Below are 19,427 nucleotides of genomic sequence, written 5' to 3' on the forward strand. Positions count from 1 at the left end.
CTTCGACTTCGCTCACGCTGAACGGGCGCTGAGATCGTGGATGAACGGCGGGCGGAGGACTGACGCCACGCCTATGCGTCGAACAACCCATCCTGCGACCCCACCGGCGGGTTCAGCCCCAGATGCTTCCATCCCCCCGCATTCAGGATACGCCCGCGGGCCGTCCGCGCCAGCAGGCCAAGCTGGATCAGGAACGGCTCGATCACCTCCTCGATCGTGTCGCGCGGCTCGGACAGCCCGGCGGCGAGCGTCTCCACCCCCACCGGCCCGCCGCGATAGACATCCGCGATCATCGTCAGATAGCGCCGGTCCATCGCGTCCAGCCCCAGCGCATCGACCTCCAGCCGGTTGAGCGCCTGGTCCGCCGCCGCCGCATGGACGATCTCATGCCCCGCCACGCTGGCGAAGTCGCGGACACGGCGCAGCAACCGCCCCGCGATACGCGGCGTGCCCCGCGAGCGCCGCGCCACCTCGATCGCGCCGTCCTCGGAAATGGGCAGGTCTAGCAACCGCGCGGCGCGGGTGACGACGCGGGTCAGTTCCTCGACCGTGTAGAATTGCAGGCGCACCGGAATGCCGAAGCGATCGCGAAGCGGCGTGGTCAGCAGCCCCTGCCGCGTCGTCGCGCCCACCAGCGTAAAGCGCGGCAGGTCGATCCGCACCGAGCGGGCGGACGGCCCCTCGCCGATCATCAGGTCGAGGACGCGGTCCTCCATCGCGGGGTACAGCACTTCCTCGACCGCCGGTTGCAGCCGGTGGATTTCGTCGATGAACAGCACATCGCCGTCTTCGAGGTTGGTCAGCAGCGCGGCGAGATCGCCAGACTTGGCGATGACCGGGCCGGAAGTCGCGCGGAAGCCCACCCCCATTTCGCGCGCGATGATCTGCGCCAGCGTCGTCTTGCCCAGCCCCGGCGGGCCGAAGAACAGCACATGGTCGAGCGCATCGCCGCGCCCGCGCGCCGCCTGGATGAAGACGCGAAGGTTGTCGCGCGCCGCCTGCTGCCCGACGAACTCGTCCAGGCTCTTGGGGCGGAGCGCGGCGTCGACATCCTCGGGACGGCGGCTGGCGGACAAGAGTCGGTCTTGGTCGGTCACGACATGGGCCCTAGCGAGAGGATGACGGGCCTGTCGAGCATGGGGATCGTGACGGTATCGGCGAACATTGCACGAACATAGCAGCGGATGGGCCACAGGGACAGCCGGTGCGGCACGGATACCAACCTGGATGGCGGACTTGGGACGAAAATTGCGTTAGATCAGACGCCATGCCGCAGGACATCTTTCTGGCGACCGCCATCCCGCCCGCCCTGGAAATCGCGCTGGCCGAATGCTTCACGCTCCATCGCGACACGCCGCCGCCGACCACCCGCGCCATTGTCGGCGGGGGCATGATGACGGTCGACGCCGCGCTGCTCGATCGCTTGCCGGAATTGCAGATCATCGCGGTGCACGGCGTCGGCTTCGACGGCATCGACCGGGACGCGACCGCCGCGCGGGGTATCCGCATCGCGATCACCCCCGACGCGCTGACCGACGATGTCGCGGATCAGGCCATCGCGCTGTGGCTGGCGGTGGACCGGCGGATCGCGGCCAATGACCGGGCGCTGCGGATGGGCAATTGGACCGTGCCGCTGGGGCGTCGCGCAAGCGGACGGCGGATCGGGATTTTCGGGCTGGGCCGGATCGGTCAGGCCATTGCGAAACGCGCTGCCCCCTTCGCCGGGGAGATTCTCTACACCACCCGTTCGGAAAAGCCGGTGGCATGGCGGTTCGTACCCGATCTGCCGCAACTGGCGGAGGAGAGCGACGTGCTGATCCTCGCCGCACCGGGCGGAGCGGAGACGCGCGGGGTCGTCGATGCCGAGGTGCTCGACCGGCTGGGCGCGGACGGGGTGCTGGTCAATATCGCGCGGGGCAGCCTGGTGGACGAAGACGCGCTGATCGCCGCGCTGGAGGCGCACCGGATCGCGGGAGCGGGCCTGGATGTCTTCGTCGACGAGCCCGAAGTGCCCTATGCGCTGCGTCGGATGAACCATGTCGTGCTCGCCCCGCATCAGGGCAGCGCGACGCGGGAGGGTCGGGCGGCAATGGCGGAGATGGTCGTCGCCAATCTGGAGGCGCATTTCGCGGGGCGGGAGGTGCCGGGGTTGTTGGGTTAGCGGATTCCCGTGGGCTTCGACTTCGCTCAGCCCGAACGGAGGTTGGAAAAGCCTTATCCCACCAGCCGTTTCAGGCTGAGCGAAGTCGAAGCCCACGCCCCAACCCCGCCTATTTCGCCGCCTTGCGCAGCGCCAGCCGAACCAGAGCATCCAGTGAGGCCGCCGCCCCCAGTTCCTCTTCCGCCGCCGCCACCGCCGCGCTCGCCTCGGCGGGTCGGAAGCCGAGGTTGAGCAGCGCCGACACCGCGTCCGCCCCCGCCCCGACCGGGGCCGCCATGCCGCCGCCCGAACCCGGCGCCAGCACGATCCCGCCGACCTTGTCCTTCAACTCCATCACGATCCGCTGGGCGAGCTTGGGCCCGACGCCATTGGCGCGCGCGACCATCGCCTTGTCGCCGCTGGCGATCGCCCGCATCAGGTCGGCGGGCTCCAGCGCCGACAGGATCGCCAGCGCCACCCGCGCGCCCACGCCCTGCACGCCGGTCAGCAAACGGAACCAGTCGCGCTCATCGGCGCTGGCGAAACCGACCAGCCGGATCGAATCCTCCGACACCAGCATCTCGGTATGCAGCATCGCCGCCTCCCCCACCGGGCCGATGGCGGACAGGGTGCGCGCCGAAGCGCCGACCAGATAGCCGACCCCCCCGACATCGATGACGGCATGGTCGATACCGGTGGAATCCAAACGTCCCTTGAGATGCGCGATCATGAGAGTGGGTTAGAACAAAACGGGGCTTTCGTCACGCCCTTCGGCGCGTGAGTGGGCGCGCGAATACAGTTCACGCGAAGCCGCGAAGACAGAAAAGAAGGATTGTTCGCGCAGAGGCGCAGAGGACGCAGAGCTGTTATGCCCGCCGCGCCAGCGGCCCTTCAATCGCGATCAGTGAGTGAAGCGGATAATGCGCCAAACAGGACGCCAGCTCCGCGCTCTCTGCGCCTCTGCGCGAAACCACCTTCTTCTTCGCGGCATCGCGGCTTCGCGCGAACCAAAATTCCTATATCGCCGAAGCCCGCCGCTGCATCGCCCGCGCGCTGGCCAGATGATGCGCATGGGTGATCGCCACCGCCAGCGCATCCGCCGCATCAGGGCCGGTCAGCTTCACGCCCGGCAGCAAGTGGCCGACCATTGCCTGCACCTGTTTCTTGTCCGCGCCGCCGGTGCCGACCGTCGCCTTCTTGACGATGCTGGGGTGATACTCCCCGACGACCAGCCCCGCCTGCGCCGCCGCGAGCAGGACGATGCCGCGCGCCTGGCCCAGCTTCAGCGTCGATTGCGCGTTGCTGTTGCCCAGCACCTCTTCCACCGCCGCGCCGTCGGGCTGTTGCTGGCGGATCACGTCGTAGAGCGCGGCGTGGAGGTTCGCGAGACGCCGGGGAAGCACCATCGACGGCTCGGTCTTGATCTGGCCGTTGGCGACGTGGCGCAGCCGGTTGCCCTCCACCGCGATCACCCCCCAGCCGGTGGTGCCGAGGCCGGGGTCGAGGCCGAGGATGATGGCGGGGGGTGGAGGCATGTCGGGCTTTCGGGAGGGGTCAGTATGTGCCGCCTGGCCCCTCCACCACGCGGCTATGCCGCGCGGTCCCCCTCCCCAGGCAGAGCCTGGGGAGGATTGGGTTAGGCCAGCTTTTCCATCACTTCGTCGGGAACTTCGTAATTGCCCCAGACGGTCTGGACGTCGTCGTCATCGTCCAGCGTGTCGATCAGCTTGAACAGCGTCGCCGCCGCCGCTTCATCGACCACGACCATGGTCTGCGGACGCCAGGCGAGTTTGGCACCTTCCGCCTCGCCCAGCACGGGCTCCAGCGCCTTGGCGACTTCGTGCAGATCGCCTTGCGCGGTCCAGATCTCGTGGCCGTCCTCGGTGGAGGTCACGTCCTCGGCACCCGCTTCCAGCGCCGCCTCGAAAACCTTCTCGGCATCGCCCGCGCTGGCGGGATAGTTGATGAGGCCCATCCGGTCGAAGCCATGGCTGACCGAACCGGCGGTGCCCAGGTTGCCGCCATTCTTCGACACCGCGGTGCGCACGTTCGTCGCGGTGCGGTTGCGATTGTCGGTCAGCGCCTCGATGATCAGGCTGACGCCGCCGGGGCCGAAGCCCTCATAGCGGATTTCCTCGTAATTCTCGCCATCGCCGCGCGAGGCCTTGTCGATCGCGCGGGCGATATTGTCCTTGGGCATCGACGCCGCCTTGGCCGCGTTGACGGCGGCGCGCAGACGCGGATTCATGTCCGGGTCGGGCGTGCCCATCTTCGCCGCGACGGTGATTTCGCGCGAAAGCTTGGAAAATGCTGCCGAGCGCTTCTTATCCTGCGCGCCCTTGCGGTGCATGATGTTCTTGAATTTGCTGTGGCCTGCCATCGGTGCCTCTTGAGATGAACGCGCTCTCTACGACCGCGCAAGGGCATTTGCCAACCCGTCGATCTTCGCTTCCAGCGAGTCGAGCCGTTCGGTGACGACATTGTCCAGCTTGTGATGCAGCCGGAGGATATCGATCTCGGCGCGCAAATTGGTGCGATAGTCGAGACTCGCCGCCAGCCGATCCTTCGCCGACTGCCGGTTCTGGCTCATCATGATGACCGGCGCCTGGATCGCGGCCAGCGTCGAGAGCATCAGGTTCAGGAAGATGTACGGATAGGGATCGAAGACCAGCCCGAAATGGCCGAGCACATCCGAGTTGAGCAGCATCCAGCCCAGCAGAATGACGGAAAAGGCGATGATGAAGCCCCAGCTTCCGCCGACCGCCGCGACCCGATCGGCCAGCTTCTCGCCCCAGGTCGAGGTCTCGTCCGCGACATCGGCGGCGTCGCGCGCGCTGAGTTGGCCCGACTCGATATCGGCGATGACCTGGGCTTCTTCCTCGTCCAGTTCATGGGCCGGCTTGCCCAATGTGCGGCGGGCGATTTCGGCGGCGGTCGACAGGGCCATGGCCAGGGCGCTCCTTTCGGGGAATCAAATGCCTTGCCCCTTGGGGCGTTGATCGGCCAAACGCCAGAGTCATGACGGTACGCGTGGATATGGGAACCGATGAGCGTGGCTCGTCGGTGCCGATCGATCTTGAGGAACTGCTGGCGACCCGCCTGCTGGTGCAGGGCAATTCGGGCTCGGGAAAGTCGCATCTGCTGCGCCGGTTGCTCGAGAAATCGGCGGGCCAGGTACAGCAGGTGGTGATCGACCCCGAGGGCGATTTCGTCACCTTGTCGAAGGCTTACGGCCATGTCGTGATCGAAGCGGGCGACTATGCCGAACGCGAGGTCGGGCGTTTCGCCACGCGGATTCGCGAACACCGCGCCTCGGTCGTCCTGAGTCTCGAAGGGCTGGAGATCGAGGGGCAGATGCGCTGCGCCGCGACCTTCCTCAACGCGCTGTTCGATGCCCCGCGCGAGCATTGGTATCCCGCGCTGGTGGTGGTGGACGAGGCGCAATTGTTCGCTCCCACCACCGGCGGTGAAGTGACGGAAGAGGTCCGCCGCGCGTCGCTGTCGGCCATGACCAACCTCATGTGTCGCGGACGCAAGCGCGGCCTGGCGGGCGTGATCGCGACCCAGCGACTCGCCAAGCTGGCCAAGAATGTCGCGGCGGAAGCGTCCAACTTCCTGATGGGCCGCACCTTCCTCGACATCGATATGGCACGCGCGGCCGATCTGCTCGGCATGGAGCGGCGCCAGGCCGACTCGATCCGCGACCTGGCGCGGGGCACCTTTCTGGCGCTCGGACCCGCCGTGTCGCGGCGGCCGATCACGGTGAAGATCGGCGCGGTCGAGACCTCGGCGCGGTCGGGCAGCCCCAAGCTGACCCCCCTGCCCGACGCGCCGCCGCCGGACTTGCAGGAACTGCTCTTCGCGCCGGTCGAGGAAGCGCCGACCCTGCCGATGACCTTCGACCCGCGCCCGCGCCGGGTGCCCGCCGAGGAACTCATGGCCGATCTGGGGCGTCCGCCTCTACCGACCACCGCCGCCCCGCCCGCACCGGAAATGGACGAGAGCGAGGTCGAGGCGATTTATGAACAGGTGCTGCGCGCCATCGTCGACGACCCCGAATCGACCTTCCGCCCTGCCTCGGTCCTGTTCCAGGATTTCCAGGTGCGCTGCCGGATGGCGGGGCTGGCCCGGCCGCCGCTCGACCTGAACGGCTTCGCGCGCCGCCTGTCCTGCGCGCGGGCGGGAATTTTCGATGTCAGCGATCCCGACTGGCAGGAGGCTCTGGCGCTGGCGGGGATGCTCCCCGACGATATGCTGGGCGCGTTCCTGCTGGTCGCGCGCGCCGCGCGCGAGGGGCTCCCCTGTCCGCCGGATACCAAGATCGCCGAAACCTATGGCACCAGTTCGCTGGGCCGGGTGAAGCGGCTGATCGCCTATATCGAGAGCCGGGATTTGTTCGTGTGCCGGACGGACCTGACGGGGAAACGGTCGATCACGATTCCGCGGCTGGGGTGGACGACCCAAGCGGCGGAGATGGGGTAAGGGTTTGCCCTTGGCCTTCGACTTCGCTCAGGCTGAACGGGGGGTAGGGTAGCAGGCGGTCTCCCGCGCAGCCACAATATCCCCCTCCGTTCAGCCTGAGCGAAGTCGAAGGCCACGTTCCACAGCCTGCCAAACAAAAAGGGCGACGGAGCCACCAGCCCCGCCGCCCTTCGCATCTCCGAACCCGGAACCGGGATCAGATCATGCCCAGCGCCTTCATATACACTTCGAGGATGGCTTCCTCTTCCTGATACTCTTCACGCTTCTTCTTGCGGATCTGCATGATCTTCTTGATCGCCTTGGGGTCATAGCCACGCGCCTTGGCTTCGGCGAAGACGTCCTTGATGTCGTCCGAAATGCCCTTCTTCTCTTCTTCCAGCCGCTCCGCGCGTTCGATCAGCAGGCGCAGTTCGTCCGCCGTCACATTGCCGCTGCTGTCGAAATTCTCGTCCGCCATGTCTCTAACCCTTTGAAATCCTGTCTGCCCCCATGACCCCGCCGCCACGACCAAGGCCTCGCCCGGGGGCAAGGTCGGTCCGGCGCGGATGTCGGGATCGGCGCGGGTCTAGGCGGTTCCGGGCCTCGGCTCAAGCGGGCGTTAACGGTTCCTCTCTTCACGCTTTCGGCCATGCGCGCCAGTTGCTCCGGCGTCGCTTCAACCTGATGCTCCGCCTTCCACTGGTCATAGGGCATGCCGTAGATCGCTTCGCGTGCGGTCGCCTTGTCGACCCCGGCCGCCTCGCCCACCCAGTCGGACAGGCAGTTGCGGCAAAAGCCCGCCAGCCCCATAAGATCGACATTCTGCGCGTCCGTCCGGTGACGCAAATGCAGGACCAGCCGCCGAAACGCCGCCGCCGCTGCTTTGTCATCGATTGCATTCAATGCATCCACGGTATCGGCCATATTCGTCGCTCCTAGGTTGATCGTAACGCATTAGGCTTTAGGACACTGGCCGCAAAGAAGCAGGATGTGATCATGACCCAGGCCCTCCCACCGCGTTCACGCAAAGTCCGCGTCCTCGCCACGCTTGGCCCGGCCAGCAGCGATCCCGAAACGATCGCCACCCTGTTTCAGGCAGGGGCCGACGCCTTCCGAATCAATATGAGCCATGGCGACCAGCAGTCCAAGGTTCCGCTGATCCAGGCGATCCGCGCGCTCGAGGAGCGGTTCGGTCGCCCGACCACGATCCTCGCCGATCTTCAGGGCCCGAAGCTGCGCGTCGGCAAGTTCGCCGAGGGCAAGGTGATGCTGGAAACCGGCAGCACTTTCGTTCTCGACCGCGATCCGACGCCGGGCGATGCGACCCGCGTCGAACTGCCCCACAAGGAAATCTTCGCCGCGATCGAGCCGGGTGCGCGTCTGTTGCTCGACGACGGCAAGCTCGTGCTGCGCGTGGCGTTCCATGACGCCGACAAGATCACGACTCTGGTCGAGGTCGGCGGCGCGCTGTCCAACAACAAGGGGCTGAACGTCCCCGACGTGGTGCTGCCCATGGCCGCGCTGACCGAGAAGGATCGGTCCGACCTGGCCTTCGCGGTCGAACAGGGCGTGGACTGGATCGCGCTCTCCTTCGTCCAGCGACCCGAGGATCTGATGGAGGCGCGCGGCCTTATCAAGGGGCGCGCCGCACTGCTCGCCAAGATCGAGAAGCCGCAGGCGATCGACCGGCTGGAGGAAATCGTCGAGCAGTGCGACGGCGTGATGGTCGCGCGCGGCGACCTGGGCGTCGAACTGCCGCCCCAGGCGGTGCCGCCGCTCCAGAAGCGAATCGTCGAGGTGTCGCGCCGCATGGGCCGTCCGGTCGTCGTCGCGACGCAGATGCTCGAATCGATGATCCAGAGCCCCTCGCCCACCCGCGCCGAGGTGTCGGACGTGGCCACCGCCATCTATGACGGCGCGGACGCGATCATGCTGTCGGCCGAATCGGCGGCGGGTGCGTGGCCGGTCGAGTCGGTCGCGATGATGAACGCGATCGGCGTGTCGGTGGAGAATGATCCCGGTCACGGCGAGCGCATTCACTTCACCGCGATGACCCCCGACCCCACCACCGCCGACGCGCTGGCCGAGGCGGCGGCCCGGATCACCAACACCGTGTCGTCCAAGGCGATCATCTGCTTCACCTCCAGCGGATCGACCGCCCGCCGCGTCGCGCGTGAGCGGCCCTCGGTGCCGATCCTGGTCCTGACGCCGCAGTTGGAGACGGCACGCCGCCTGGGCCTGCTCTGGGGCTGTCACGCAGTCCACACCCGCGACGTCGAATCCTTCGAGGAAATGGTCGCCAAGTCCAAGCGCATGGCGCTGCGCCACGGCATCGCCGAGGCGGGCAACCAGGTCGTGCTGATGGCGGGCGTCCCCTTCCGCACGCCGGGGTCGACCAACGTGCTACACGTCACCCGCATCATGGGCGACGAACTCGCCAATTATGGGGATCGCAGCGAGGCGTAAGCGCCAAGTCCGCGCGGTGCGGGCGATCGGACAGACAAAGGGGCGGCGGCGCGGGGATGCGTTTGCCGCCCTTTTTAGGCTCAATCGACATTGCCCCTCTCCTCCTCTGGAAAGCGAGATGGAAGGCCGAAGGCCTGATGGAGGGGCGTCGCCCTTCCGATAGGGAAGTACCCCCCACCATTCTGCACATGGTCGCCTCTCCCGAAGCGGGCGTGGTGAAACGGCCTCAGGGCCGATCGGAAATCATTTTCACGCGAAGACGCGAAGGCGCGAAGATTATGTTCGCGCGGAGGCGCGGAGGACGCAGAGATGTCGTGCGCGGGGCGACAGGGGTTCATTCTTCATCTGACGATCAGTGAGGGGCACCGCCGCGCGAACTTGAATTCTCTGCGTTCTCCGCGCCTCCGCGCGCAAAAAGGCGTCTTCGCTTGAACTCTTGATTTGATAAAGGTCGATCCGCCCCAAAGCGCTCGGTAAGAACGCCCCTCGGCAAATGCGAACCGCGAAGGCATGATCCGGACCGATGCCTTGCAGAGAGCCTGTCATGCCAAGATTTCTCGATCACCGCCCCGACCTGCAAACGGAGCGACTGTCGCTACGCCGGCCAGCGGATCGTGACGTCGACGCCATCGTGAACGCGGTGGGAGACTGGGACGTCGCCCGTCGGCTGGCGCGCGTGCCCTATCCCTATACTCCGGACGACGCCCGATTCTTTCTCGAGCGGATCGTGCCTGCGGAATGGGTATGGGCCATCACCCTTCGCGGTTCCGATCATCTGGTGGGCGTGGTCGGACTGACGCCGCAAGAACATGCCGATATGGCCGAACTCGGCTATTGGCTGGCGCCCGCGCATTGGGGACACGGTCTGATGACCGAGGCCGCGCGGGCGGTCATCGCCTTCGGCTTCGACCATCTCGGCCTTCCCGCGCTGACCTCGGGATATTTCGAGGACAATCCCGCCTCGGGCCGGGTGCTTGCCAAGCTGGGCTTTGTCGAAACGGACCGCGCCCTGCGACCCTGTGTGGCGATCGGTGGGGATGTTCGCGCGGTGCGGGTGATCCTGGAGCGTCCCGCGGCTTGGACAGGGGCCGCCTGATCGCTTCGGCAAGCGACCGAACCTCGCACAAAAAGGGCCGGGCAAAACGCGCTGCCCGGCCCCTTTCCGTACCGTCCGATGAAAATCAGCGCGCGATGCCGCCCGCTGCCAGCACCGCCAGCGTCACCAGATCGCCCGCCGTCGAGGTCATCGGCGCGATCTGCACCGGCTTTTCCATACCGATCAGCATCGGGCCGATCATGGAATCGCCGCCCAGTTCGCGCAGCAGCTTGGCGGAGATGTTCGCCGACTGGAGCCCCGGCATGATGAGGACGTTCGCCGGGCCCGACAGGCGCGAGAAGGGGAAGTTCGCCATCTGCTTGGGGTTCAGCGCGACGTCGGGCGCCATGTCACCCTCATATTCGAAACCGACCTGCCGCTGGTCGAGCACCGCCACGCCGTCGCGGATATTGTCGATCCACTGGCCTTCCGGGTTGCCGAAGGTCGAATAGGACAGGAAGGCGACGCGCGGCTCATGCCCCATGCGGCGCGCGACGGCGGCGGTGCGCTCGGCGATGTCGGCCAGTTCCTCGGCGGAGGGACGCTCGTTGACCGTGGTGTCGGCGATGAACACCGTGTGGCTCTGCCCGACCAGCAGGTGGATGCCGAACGGCACCTTGCCATCGACGGGGTCGATCACACGCCGGATCTCGCGGAAGCTCTGCGCATAGGTGCGGGTGATGCCGGTGATCATCGCATCGGCCTGGCCCAGTTGCAGCATGACCGAGCCGAAGATGTTGCGGTCCTGGTTGATCAGCCGCTCGGCATCGCGGCGGAGATAGCCGCGCCGCTGGAGCCGCTCGTACAGGAAGTCGACCATCTGCGGCACCATCTCGGAGGTGCGGCTGTTATGGACTTCATATTCCTGCGGGTTGGTGACGCCCAGCGCCTTCAACCGGTCATAGACATCGTCGCGCCCGACCAGCACCGGAATGCCGTAACCACCTTCCTTGAAGGCGATGGCGGCGCGCAGCACGACTTCCTCTTCGCCTTCCGCGAACAGCACGCGCTTGGGATGCGCGCGCGCGCCCTCATAGGCGAGCGTCAGGACCGAGGTGGTCGGGTTCAGACGCGCACGCAGCTTCTGGCGATAGGCATCCATGTCGAGGATCGGCCGCGTCGCCACGCCCGAATCCATCGCCGCCTTGGCCACCGCCGAGGGGACCAGCTCCATCAGGCGCGGGTCGAACGGTGCAGGGATGATATATTCGGGGCCGAAGCTGTGCTGCGTGCCGTAGGCCAGCGCCACCTCTTCCGGCACGCGCTGGCGCGCCAGTTCGGCGATCGCGTTGGCGGCGGCGATCTTCATCTCGTCATTGATGCCGGTCGCGCGCACGTCGAGCGCACCGCGGAAGATGAAGGGGAAGCCGATGACGTTGTTGACCTGGTTCGGATAGTCCGAACGCCCGGTGGCGACGATCGCGTCGGGGCGCGCGGCCTTGGCGAGTTCGGGGCGGATCTCCGGCTCCGGGTTGGCCATGGCGAAGATGATCGGCGAGGGGGCCATGTCCTTGACCATCTCGGGCTTCAGCGCGCCCGCCGCCGACAGGCCCAGGAACACGTCCGCCCCCGACAGGGCTTCGGTCAGGGTGCGGCGGTCGGTGACGGCGGCATGCGCCGACTGCCACTGGTTGATATCCTCGCGGCCCTGATAGATCACGCCGGTCCGGTCGCACATGATGACGTTCTCGTGCCGGACGCCCATCGCCTTCATCAGCTCGGTGCAGGCGATCGCCGCCGCGCCCGCGCCGTTGACCACGACCTTGATCTCGTCCAGCCGACGCTTGGTCAGCAGGCAGGCGTTGATGAGGCCCGCCGCACAGATGATCGCGGTGCCGTGCTGGTCGTCATGGAACACCGGGATGTTCATCCGCTCGCGCAGGGTCTGCTCGATGATGAAGCATTCGGGGGCCTTGATATCCTCGAGGTTGATGCCGCCGAAGCTCGGCTCCATCAATTCGACCGCGTCGATGATCCGGTCGACATCCTCGGTCTTGAGTTCGATATCGATCGAGTCGACATCGGCGAAGCGCTTGAAGAGCACCGCCTTGCCCTCCATCACCGGCTTGAGAGGCGAGAGCGCCGAGATTGCCGAGGCCCAGGATCGCGGTGCCGTTGGAGATGACGGCGACCAGATTGCCCTTGGCGGTATAGTCATAGGCGGTGGCGGGGTCTTCGGCGATGGCGAGCACGGGCACCGCGACGCCGGGCGAATAGGCCAGCGCCAGGTCGCGCTGCGTCGCCATCGGCTTGGACGCGATGATCTCGATCTTGCCGGGGCGTCCCTCGGAATGGAACAGCAGGGCCTCGCGCTCGGAGAACTGGTCGGTGGGTTCGTCGGACATGCGCGCGGCCTTCGATGCTGTGAATACTAAGGACGTTAAGGCTCTTGAAGCTTTCGCGTACGGCTGACAACCCTGTCACGCGGCACTTTTGCCGCCCGGCCGGTCATGCCGCATCGCACCATCGGCCGGTCGCGGTGTGGAGCCACGGCTCCAAGCCTCGCCAGCCGATTGTCGGCCCGCTATAGCCCGACATCCCGCTCCACCTTGGGTCGTCGCCAACGGCTCGGCCTCTTTCGCCCTCGACGTTTTCGAATCTGGAACCGACGCCCCGATGACCACCCCCACCCCGATGATGGCGCAATATCTGACGCTGAAGGCCGAGGCCGAGGATTGCCTGCTCTTCTATCGCATGGGCGACTTTTTCGAACTGTTCTTCGACGATGCACGGATCGCGTCGGGCGTGCTCGACATCGCGCTGACCTCGCGCGGGGAGCATGGCGGCGAGAAGATTCCGATGTGCGGCGTGCCGATCCATGCCGCGACCGCCTATCTGCAACGGCTGATCAAGGCCGGGCACCGCGTCGCCATCGCCGAGCAGACCGAAACCCCCGCCGAGGCCAAGGCGCGCGGCGGGTCCAAGGCGCTGGTCGCGCGCGGGATCGTCCGCGTGGTGACGGCGGGTACGCTGACCGAGGAGGCGCTGCTCGACGCGAGGTCCGATAACTGGTGCGTCGCGATCGGCGAGGCGGGCGGCGCGGTGGCGCTGGCCGCCGCCGATATCTCGACCGGGCGGTTCGTGGTGATCGACGTGAAGGCCGATGCGCTGGGGGCCGAACTCGCCCGCCTCGCCGCCGCCGAGGTGGTCGCCGCCGAGAATGCGGCCCACGTCGATGCGGCCACCACGCTGCGTCCTTCCTCCACCTTCGACAGCGGGAGCGGCGAGGATCGCTTGAAGCGGCTCTATGGCGTGGCGACGCTGGACGGGTTCGGCCAGTTCAGCCGGGCGGGGCTGTCGGCGGCGGGGGGCTTGGTCGCCTATCTCGACCATACGGCCAAGGGTGCCCTGCCCTTCCTGCGCCCGCCCGTCCTGAGCCAAGCGGCCGGAGCCATGGCGATCGACGCGGCGACGCGCGAGAGCCTGGAACTGACCCAGACCGCCCATGGCCAGCGCAAGGGCTCGCTGCTCGACGCGGTCGACCGGACGGTGACGGGCGCGGGCGCGCGGGCGCTGGCGGGGGACATCGGCGCGCCGCTGATGGACCGCGATACGATCGAGGCACGGCTCGACCTCGTCCAGCATTTCCATGACGATGCCGCGCTTCGCGAACGGTTGCGGGCGGCGCTCAGGGCGTTGCCGGACATCGGCCGGGCGATCGGGCGGATCGCGGCGGGGCGTGGGTCCCCGCGCGATCTGGGGCAGTTGCGCGACGGGCTCGACGGGGCCTGGGCGCTGTCCGAGCAGCTGACCGACGGCCCGCCCCTGCTGCGCGAGACGACGCCTCGCTTGCGCGGGCATGGCGCGCTGATCGACCTGCTTCGCCGCGCGCTGGTCCCCTCGCCCCCGATCGAGGCGAGTGAGGGCGGCTATATCGCGGCGGGCTATGACGTGGCGCTCGACGATCTGCGCGATGCGGGCGCGGGAGGCCGCCGAGCCATCGCCGCGCTGGAGGCCGAGTTCCGCCAGAAGACCGGCATCACCGCGCTGAAGATCCGCCACAACGGCGTGCTGGGCTATCATGTCGAGGTGCCCGCGCGCTCGGCCGATGCGCTGATGAAGCCGGACTCGGGCTTCACCCATCGCCAGACGCTGGCGGGGGTGGTCCGCTTCAACACGCCGGAACTGCACGAGGTCGCGAGCAAGGTCGCGCAGGCCGGGGCCCATGCGCTCGCCGCCGAAGCCGCGCATCTGGAGGAACTGACCGCCGCCGCGCTCGCCTCGCGCGAGGGGATCGCCGCGACGGCGGACGCGCTCGCCCGGCTGGACGTGGCGAGCGGGCTGGCCGAACGCGCGGTCGAGGGTGGCTGGGTGCGGCCCGAACTGGTCGATCATGCGTGCTTCGACGTGACCGGGGGCCGCCATCCCGTGGTCGAGGCCGCCGTGGCGCGCTCGGGCGAGCGGTTCGTCGCCAATGACTGTTCGCTGTCGGAGACCTCGCGGCTCTGGCTGGTGACGGGGCCGAACATGGGCGGCAAGTCGACCTTCCTCCGCCAGAACGCGCTGATCGCGGTGCTGGCGCAAGCGGGGTCCTATGTGCCTGCGACGCACGCGAAGATCGGCCTGATCGACCGGCTGTTCAGCCGGGTCGGCGCGTCGGACAACCTCGCGCGCGGACGCTCGACCTTCATGGTCGAGATGGTCGAGACCGCCGCGATCCTGGCGCAGGCGACGCCGCGCAGCTTCGTGATCCTGGACGAAGTGGGGCGCGGCACCTCCACCTATGACGGCCTCGCCATCGCCTGGGCGGTGGTGGAGGCGATCCATGAGGATAATCGCTGCCGCTGCTTGTTCGCCACCCATTATCACGAACTGACCCGGCTGGCCGAACGGTGCGAGGCGCTGTCGCTTCACCATGTCCGTGCGCGCGAATGGAAGGGCGAACTGGTCCTGCTGCACGAGGTGTCGGAGGGGCCTGCGGATCGCTCCTACGGCCTGGCCGTGGCACGGCTGGCGGGCATGCCGCCCGCGACGGTGGCGCGCGCCAAGGCGGTGCTGGCCAAGCTGGAGGCGGGACGCGCCAAGACCGGCGGGCTGGCGGCGGGTCTGGACGACCTGCCCCTGTTCGCGGCCGCCGCACAGATCGAGGAGGAACAGTGCGACGCGATCCGGGCGGAGGTGGAGCGACTCGACGTCGATGCCCTGTCCCCACGTGAGGCGCTGGATGCGCTCTACCGGCTGAAGGCGCTGGCACGGGAGGTGTAAGCATCCCCCTCCCCCTTACCCTCTTTACCGCCCCCGGAGAAGGCCGGGGTCCAGGTTCGGCGCAGCCGATGGCGCGCTACGATGGTGAGGGGGAGGCAATTGGCATCCCGCCTTCGATGACTCACCGCAACGGGGCCCCGGCCTTCGCCGGGGTCGAAGAGTAGATGAGGCAAATCCCCCCACCCCGTTCAGCCTGAGCGAAGTCGAAGGCCACGCGTCTCCCCTCGCAAGCGCACCCCATGCACTTCGACTTCGCTCAGTGCGAGCGGACGATGGGGCCAGACCCGAGCTGACACCGATCCGCCTCTCAATAACAGGAAAGTGGGGAGCTTCTGTTGCCCGGTGCTCCCCGTACCGCTGGATTCCCCTTCTGTTGCCCGGTGGGGTCCGACCGCGCTATTTTGGTGTAATGTCAGGCCGTGAGGCCCTCAATTACGCCGCAATCGCGAGTGCTTCGTTATCGTTGGCACTTGTGAGTATGGGCCGTTGCGGTGGTCCCATTCCGAACGAAAACAGCGCTTTTCAACACACGTCGATCCTGGTTCGGCCCCGTCAGAAACGGTGTCCAAGTACACCACCTTTTATGGTGGAGCCGCCGGGTACTGCCCCCGGGTCCGCTGCGTCTATTACTCGCCGCAGTTTATCGTCATAGCCGGGTGAAACCCGGCACGGATGGATATAGGAAGCCGAACGACTTTACGCAAATGCCTTTCGCTCGCCCCATTTTGGGTCCATGGAGGCCTGCATGTTGACTCAGCGGTCCCGTTATGCGTTGCGCGCGATGCTGTTCCTGGCGGAGATGCCTGTCGCAGGGCCGCCGACCTCGATGACGCGAATCGCGACCGAGGCGAACGTGCCGCGCAAGTTCCTGGAGTTGATCCTCGCCGATCTGAAGGGCGCGCAACTGCTCGACAGCCAGCGGGGCAAGATGGGCGGCTATCGCCTCGCCCGGCCCGCGCATATGATCTCGCTGGGCGACATCATCCGCACGATCGAGGGCCCGCTGGCGCTCGTCCCCTGCGTCAGCCGCACCGCCTATCGCCCCTGCAACGACTGCAAGAGCGAAGCAGACTGCGCCATCCGCCATGCGATGATGCGGGTGCGCGACGAGACGGCGCGAATCCTGGACGGCACCAGCCTGGCCGATGCCACCGCCAAGAAGCTGGCGGCGGCGTAAATCCCCCTTACCTCATCCAACTCCGCGCCACCCCGGCGAAGGCCGGGGTCCAGTTGCGGTGAAGGATGACATTGCCTCCCACGCAACGTCATGGCGCGCCACGATCTTGGTGGCATCTGGGCCCCGGCCTTCGCCGGGGTGATTCAGGAAATTCAATCAAGAACGCCGCGCGCGCAGTTCGTCGCGGATTTCCCGGAGCAGCGCGATATCGGTCGGCTCGGCCTTGGGCTCTGCCGCCGCCTGCGCCTTTTCCTTCTCGAACAGCGTCGTCGCGCGATTCACGGTGCGGACCAGCAGGAAGATGATGAAGGCGACGATCACGAAGTTGACCGCCTGCGTCACGAACGCGCCATAACCGAGCAGCGGCACCCCCGCCTTCTTCAGCGCCGCATAGTCGCTCAGCGACCCCGCATAATTGGCCGGGACCGGCCCCATGCGCAGGAAATAGCTGGAGAAATCCAGCCCGCCGAAAACCTTGCCGATCACCGGCATCAGCACATCGTCGGTCAGCGAGGTGACGATCTTGCTGAACGCCGCCCCGATGATGACCGCCACCGCCAGGTCCAGCACATTGCCCCGCGCGATGAAGGCGCGAAATTCCTTGAGCATCGCCAAATCCCTCTGTTTGCTTTGCTTTAGGTTATCGTCGCTTTTCCCCTTCGCCAAGCGGTTGTGGCGTCTTATATGTGTCGGACAGTTGACGGAGGAATATTCGAATGCGTCGTCCCGTTCTTGCCCTGACCCCGGTCGTGATGGCCGTCGCTTTGTCCGGCTGCGGCATGAACAGCGTGCCCACGGCGGAGGAAAATGCGAAGGCGAAATGGGCCGATGTCCAGGCCGCCTATCAGCGCCGCGCCAACCTCATCCCCAATCTGGAAGCGACCGTGAAGGGCGCCGCCGCCTCGGAAAAGTCGATCCTGACCGAGGTGATCAACGCCCGCGCCAGGGCGACCTCGGTACAGGTCAGCGCCGACGATATTTCCGACCCCGCCAAGATGCAGCAATTCGCACAGGCGCAAGGGCAACTCAGCGGTTCGCTCGGCCGGTTGCTGGCGAATGTCGAGGCCTATCCGAACCTGAAGAGCCAGGACAATTTCCAGACCTTCATGAGCCAGCTCGAAGGCACGGAGAACCGCATCAACATCGCGATCGGCGATTACAACAAGGCGGTGCAGGACTATAACACCCGCATCCGCACCTTCCCCGATGCGATCGGCGCGAAGGTCTTCTATGGTGCAAAGCCGATCACCCCCTATCAGGCGACCACGCCGGGGGCCGAGAATGCGCCCAAGGTGAATTTCGGCGGCTGATCGGTCGCCCATGACCCGGTTGTTCCGCCCATTTCTCGGGTTCTGGCTGATCCTCTGCGCCATGCCGGTCATGGCGCAGACCTTTCCCAAGTTCGAGGGGCTGGTCGTCGATGCGGCGAACAAGATCGACCCCGCGACCAAGGCACAGCTCGAACAGAAGCTGGAGGCCCTGCAAAAGGATACCGGCCGCCAGTTGGTGGTCGCGACCATCCCCGACCTGCAAGGCTATCCCATCGAGGATTATGGCTATCGGCTGGGGCGTGCCTGGGGCGTCGGGCTGAAGGACGCGGACAATGGTGCGATCCTGTTCGTCGCGCCCAATGAGGGCAAGGGCCAGCGCGGTCCCCGGCTAGAGGTGGGTCGCGGACTGGAGCCGATCCTGACCGACGCCTGGTCGTCGCAGATGATCCGCACCCTGATGCTGCCTCGCCTTCGCGAGTCGAGCGACATTTCGGGCGCGCTGGGCGCCGGGGCGGACGCCGTCATCGCCCAACTCCGCGCTTCCCCCGAAGAGGCGCAGGCCAAAGTGGCCGAGGCCGCCAAGGAGTTCGACCGTCAGCATCGGCGCGGCGGCGGTGACGCCAACGGCTTTCCGATCCTCATCGTGCTGGTGGTGTTCGTCGGCGCTTTCGTGGTCCTGGCCTTGGTCCGCCGCAAACAGGGCCAGCGCTTCCACGACGATGACGACGACGATCGCGGTGGTGGCGGCGGACGGCGCGGCGGTGGCGGCTGGCCGATCATCCTGTGGGGCCCCGGCTGGGGCAGCGGCGGATCGGGCGGCGGCTGGAGTTCGGGCGGCGGATCGTCGGGCGGGGGCAGCGACGGATCGTGGTTCGGCGGCGGCTTCACCGGCGGTGGCGGGGGCGATTTCGGCGGCGGCGGCGCCTCGGGGGACTGGTGATATGCTGAGCGATACCGATAGCGATCTGGTCACTGCCGCCGTCGCGCGGGCGGAGGCGAGCACCGACGCCGAGATCGTGACCATCGTCGCCCGCCGGTCGGACGAGTATCGCGACGTCGCGCTCTGCTATGGCGCAGGCGCGATGCTGCTGGTGCCGTTGTTCGCGGCGCTCTTTCCCGGCCTGGGGTTGAAGCTGCTGGCGCTGGTCCATGACGGCTGGAGCGCGCCCGGCGAGGACCTGATCCTGGGGGTGTTGATGATCGCGCAGATTCTGGTCTTCGCCCTCGTCGTCGCCCTGCTCGGCCCGGTGAAGCGCCGCATCGCACTGGTGCCCCGGAGCATCCGCCATGCCCGCGTCCGGGCGCGCGCCGTCCTCCTCTTCCGCGTCTCGGCGGAGCGGCGGACCGACAGCCGCTATGGGGTGCTGCTCTACCTCTCGCAGGACGAGCATATGGCGGAGATCGTCGCCGACTCCGGCCTGACCGGGAAGGTCGGGCCGGAAACCTGGGGCCGGGCGATGGCGGTAATGCTGCCGCATGTCGCAAAGGGGAATGTCGGCGAAGGCTTGAGCGCGGCGGTCGAGCGGATCGGGCTTGTGCTGGCCGAGCATTTCCCCAAGACGGCGGCCGACACCAACGAACTGCCGGACAGACCCATTTCGCTATGACCGA

At 67.0% G+C, this 19,427-nt stretch carries 16 protein-coding genes, 1 other RNA gene and 2 pseudogenes; 9 read left to right on the plus strand and 10 right to left on the minus strand.

The genetic code is table 11. The features are described 5' to 3' along the window. Positions 1-71: 71 nt before the first annotated feature. A complete protein-coding gene (gene ruvB / locus QE379_RS17965; protein WP_307002582.1) occupies positions 72-1,097 on the minus strand; it encodes a Holliday junction branch migration DNA helicase RuvB in 1,026 nt (341 codons plus the stop codon). Between the two features lie 170 nt (positions 1,098-1,267). Between ruvB and QE379_RS17970 the strand changes: the two genes are divergently transcribed. Next, positions 1,268-2,161, plus strand: a complete 894-nt coding sequence (locus QE379_RS17970) for a 2-hydroxyacid dehydrogenase (protein WP_307002584.1) — start codon at positions 1,268-1,270, stop codon at positions 2,159-2,161. 109 nt (positions 2,162-2,270) lie between these two features. Here the strand turns inward: QE379_RS17970 and ruvA are convergent, their stop codons facing one another. The 4 genes from ruvA to QE379_RS17990 form a co-directional block, all read right to left on the minus strand. Next, the gene (gene ruvA, locus QE379_RS17975) at positions 2,271-2,870 is read right to left on the minus strand and encodes a Holliday junction branch migration protein RuvA (RefSeq protein ID WP_307002585.1); all 600 of its coding nucleotides are present in this window, start codon (positions 2,868-2,870) and stop codon (positions 2,271-2,273) included. 286 nt (positions 2,871-3,156) lie between these two features. Further along, positions 3,157-3,675 (minus strand): crossover junction endodeoxyribonuclease RuvC, encoded by a 519-nt coding sequence (ruvC, locus tag QE379_RS17980; RefSeq protein ID WP_307002587.1) that lies wholly within the window; start codon positions 3,673-3,675, stop codon positions 3,157-3,159. A 101-nt stretch (positions 3,676-3,776) separates the two neighbouring features. After that, a complete protein-coding gene (locus tag QE379_RS17985) occupies positions 3,777-4,520 on the minus strand; it encodes a YebC/PmpR family DNA-binding transcriptional regulator (RefSeq protein WP_307002589.1) in 744 nt (247 codons plus the stop codon). 27 nt (positions 4,521-4,547) lie between these two features. Next, a complete protein-coding gene (locus QE379_RS17990) occupies positions 4,548-5,087 on the minus strand; it encodes a DUF1003 domain-containing protein (RefSeq protein ID WP_307002591.1) in 540 nt (179 codons plus the stop codon). 71 nt (positions 5,088-5,158) lie between these two features. On the opposite strand from QE379_RS17990, the gene QE379_RS17995 reads away from it, so the two are divergent. Further along, a complete protein-coding gene (locus QE379_RS17995; RefSeq protein ID WP_307002592.1) occupies positions 5,159-6,622 on the plus strand; it encodes an ATP-binding protein in 1,464 nt (487 codons plus the stop codon). A 196-nt stretch (positions 6,623-6,818) separates the two neighbouring features. On the opposite strand, the gene QE379_RS18000 is transcribed toward QE379_RS17995, so the two are convergent. Then, positions 6,819-7,079, minus strand: a complete 261-nt coding sequence (locus tag QE379_RS18000; RefSeq protein WP_058746354.1) for a DUF2312 domain-containing protein — start codon at positions 7,077-7,079, stop codon at positions 6,819-6,821. Between the two features lie 152 nt (positions 7,080-7,231). Further along, positions 7,232-7,525, minus strand: a pseudogene (locus QE379_RS18005) (DUF1244 domain-containing protein); the annotation flags it as partial. 72 nt (positions 7,526-7,597) lie between these two features. Here QE379_RS18005 and pyk point away from each other — a divergent pair. Next, positions 7,598-9,067: a pyruvate kinase gene (gene pyk / locus QE379_RS18010; RefSeq protein WP_307002594.1), complete on the plus strand. Its 1,470-nt coding sequence runs from the start codon at positions 7,598-7,600 to the stop codon at positions 9,065-9,067. Between the two features lie 544 nt (positions 9,068-9,611). Beyond that, positions 9,612-10,163 (plus strand): GNAT family N-acetyltransferase, encoded by a 552-nt coding sequence (locus tag QE379_RS18015; protein WP_307002595.1) that lies wholly within the window; start codon positions 9,612-9,614, stop codon positions 10,161-10,163. 85 nt (positions 10,164-10,248) lie between these two features. On the opposite strand, the pseudogene QE379_RS18020 reads toward QE379_RS18015, so the two are convergent. Beyond that, a pseudogene (locus QE379_RS18020) lies at positions 10,249-12,508 on the minus strand (NADP-dependent malic enzyme). A 289-nt stretch (positions 12,509-12,797) separates the two neighbouring features. Between QE379_RS18020 and mutS the strand changes: the two are divergent. Further along, on the plus strand, positions 12,798-15,368 hold the full coding sequence (gene mutS / locus QE379_RS18025; RefSeq protein ID WP_307003291.1) for a DNA mismatch repair protein MutS: 2,571 nt from the start codon (positions 12,798-12,800) through the stop codon (positions 15,366-15,368). 320 nt (positions 15,369-15,688) lie between these two features. On the opposite strand, the gene ssrA is transcribed toward mutS, so the two are convergent. Next, positions 15,689-16,076: a transfer-messenger RNA gene (gene ssrA, locus QE379_RS18030) on the minus strand. A gap of 37 nt (positions 16,077-16,113) precedes the next feature. Here ssrA and QE379_RS18035 point away from each other — a divergent pair. Next, positions 16,114-16,545 carry an Rrf2 family transcriptional regulator gene (locus tag QE379_RS18035; protein WP_307002597.1) on the plus strand — a complete coding sequence of 144 codons (432 nt, stop codon included), beginning with the start codon at positions 16,114-16,116 and terminating at the stop codon, positions 16,543-16,545. A 156-nt stretch (positions 16,546-16,701) separates the two neighbouring features. Here the strand turns inward: QE379_RS18035 and mscL are convergent, their stop codons facing one another. Further along, positions 16,702-17,154, minus strand: coding sequence for a large conductance mechanosensitive channel protein MscL (gene mscL / locus QE379_RS18040; RefSeq protein ID WP_307002598.1), 453 nt, complete (start codon positions 17,152-17,154; stop codon positions 16,702-16,704). A gap of 107 nt (positions 17,155-17,261) precedes the next feature. On the opposite strand from mscL, the gene QE379_RS18045 reads away from it, so the two are divergent. Genes QE379_RS18045 through QE379_RS18055 form a run of 3 tightly spaced genes read left to right on the plus strand, consistent with a single transcriptional unit; the run spans position 17,262 to position 19,423 of the window. After that, positions 17,262-17,855, plus strand: a complete 594-nt coding sequence (locus QE379_RS18045) for a LemA family protein (RefSeq protein WP_307002600.1) — start codon at positions 17,262-17,264, stop codon at positions 17,853-17,855. Between the two features lie 10 nt (positions 17,856-17,865). Next, entirely contained in the window at positions 17,866-18,756 is an 891-nt protein-coding gene (locus QE379_RS18050; protein WP_373461824.1) for a YgcG family protein, read from the plus strand. Position 18,757: 1 nt separating this feature from the next. Further along, positions 18,758-19,423 (plus strand): TPM domain-containing protein, encoded by a 666-nt coding sequence (locus tag QE379_RS18055; RefSeq protein ID WP_307002602.1) that lies wholly within the window; start codon positions 18,758-18,760, stop codon positions 19,421-19,423. Positions 19,424-19,427: the final 4 nt, after the last annotated feature.

The sequence above is a fragment of the Sphingomonas sp. SORGH_AS_0879 genome (assembly GCF_030819175.1).
Taxonomy (GTDB): Bacteria; Pseudomonadota; Alphaproteobacteria; order Sphingomonadales; family Sphingomonadaceae; genus Sphingomonas.

Bases quoted from the DNA above. Each gene is read 5' to 3' on its own strand.
- QE379_RS18050 (WP_373461824.1), top strand. From the start codon at position 17,866: ATGACCCGGTTGTTCCGCCCATTTCTCGGGTTCTGGCTGATCCTCTGC.
- mscL (WP_307002598.1), bottom strand. From the start codon at position 17,154: ATGCTCAAGGAATTTCGCGCCTTCATCGCGCGGGGCAATGTGCTGGAC.
- ruvC (WP_307002587.1), bottom strand. From the start codon at position 3,675: ATGCCTCCACCCCCCGCCATCATCCTCGGCCTCGACCCCGGCCTCGGC.
- QE379_RS17995 (WP_307002592.1), top strand. From the start codon at position 5,159: ATGACGGTACGCGTGGATATGGGAACCGATGAGCGTGGCTCGTCGGTG.
- QE379_RS18045 (WP_307002600.1), top strand. From the start codon at position 17,262: ATGCGTCGTCCCGTTCTTGCCCTGACCCCGGTCGTGATGGCCGTCGCT.
- ruvA (WP_307002585.1), bottom strand. From the start codon at position 2,870: ATGATCGCGCATCTCAAGGGACGTTTGGATTCCACCGGTATCGACCAT.
- QE379_RS18000 (WP_058746354.1), bottom strand. From the start codon at position 7,079: ATGGCGGACGAGAATTTCGACAGCAGCGGCAATGTGACGGCGGACGAA.
- QE379_RS17970 (WP_307002584.1), top strand. From the start codon at position 1,268: ATGCCGCAGGACATCTTTCTGGCGACCGCCATCCCGCCCGCCCTGGAA.
- QE379_RS18055 (WP_307002602.1), top strand. From the start codon at position 18,758: ATGCTGAGCGATACCGATAGCGATCTGGTCACTGCCGCCGTCGCGCGG.
- pyk (WP_307002594.1), top strand. From the start codon at position 7,598: ATGACCCAGGCCCTCCCACCGCGTTCACGCAAAGTCCGCGTCCTCGCC.
- QE379_RS18035 (WP_307002597.1), top strand. From the start codon at position 16,114: ATGTTGACTCAGCGGTCCCGTTATGCGTTGCGCGCGATGCTGTTCCTG.
- QE379_RS17990 (WP_307002591.1), bottom strand. From the start codon at position 5,087: ATGGCCCTGTCGACCGCCGCCGAAATCGCCCGCCGCACATTGGGCAAG.
- QE379_RS17985 (WP_307002589.1), bottom strand. From the start codon at position 4,520: ATGGCAGGCCACAGCAAATTCAAGAACATCATGCACCGCAAGGGCGCG.
- mutS (WP_307003291.1), top strand. From the start codon at position 12,798: ATGATGGCGCAATATCTGACGCTGAAGGCCGAGGCCGAGGATTGCCTG.
- QE379_RS18015 (WP_307002595.1), top strand. From the start codon at position 9,612: ATGCCAAGATTTCTCGATCACCGCCCCGACCTGCAAACGGAGCGACTG.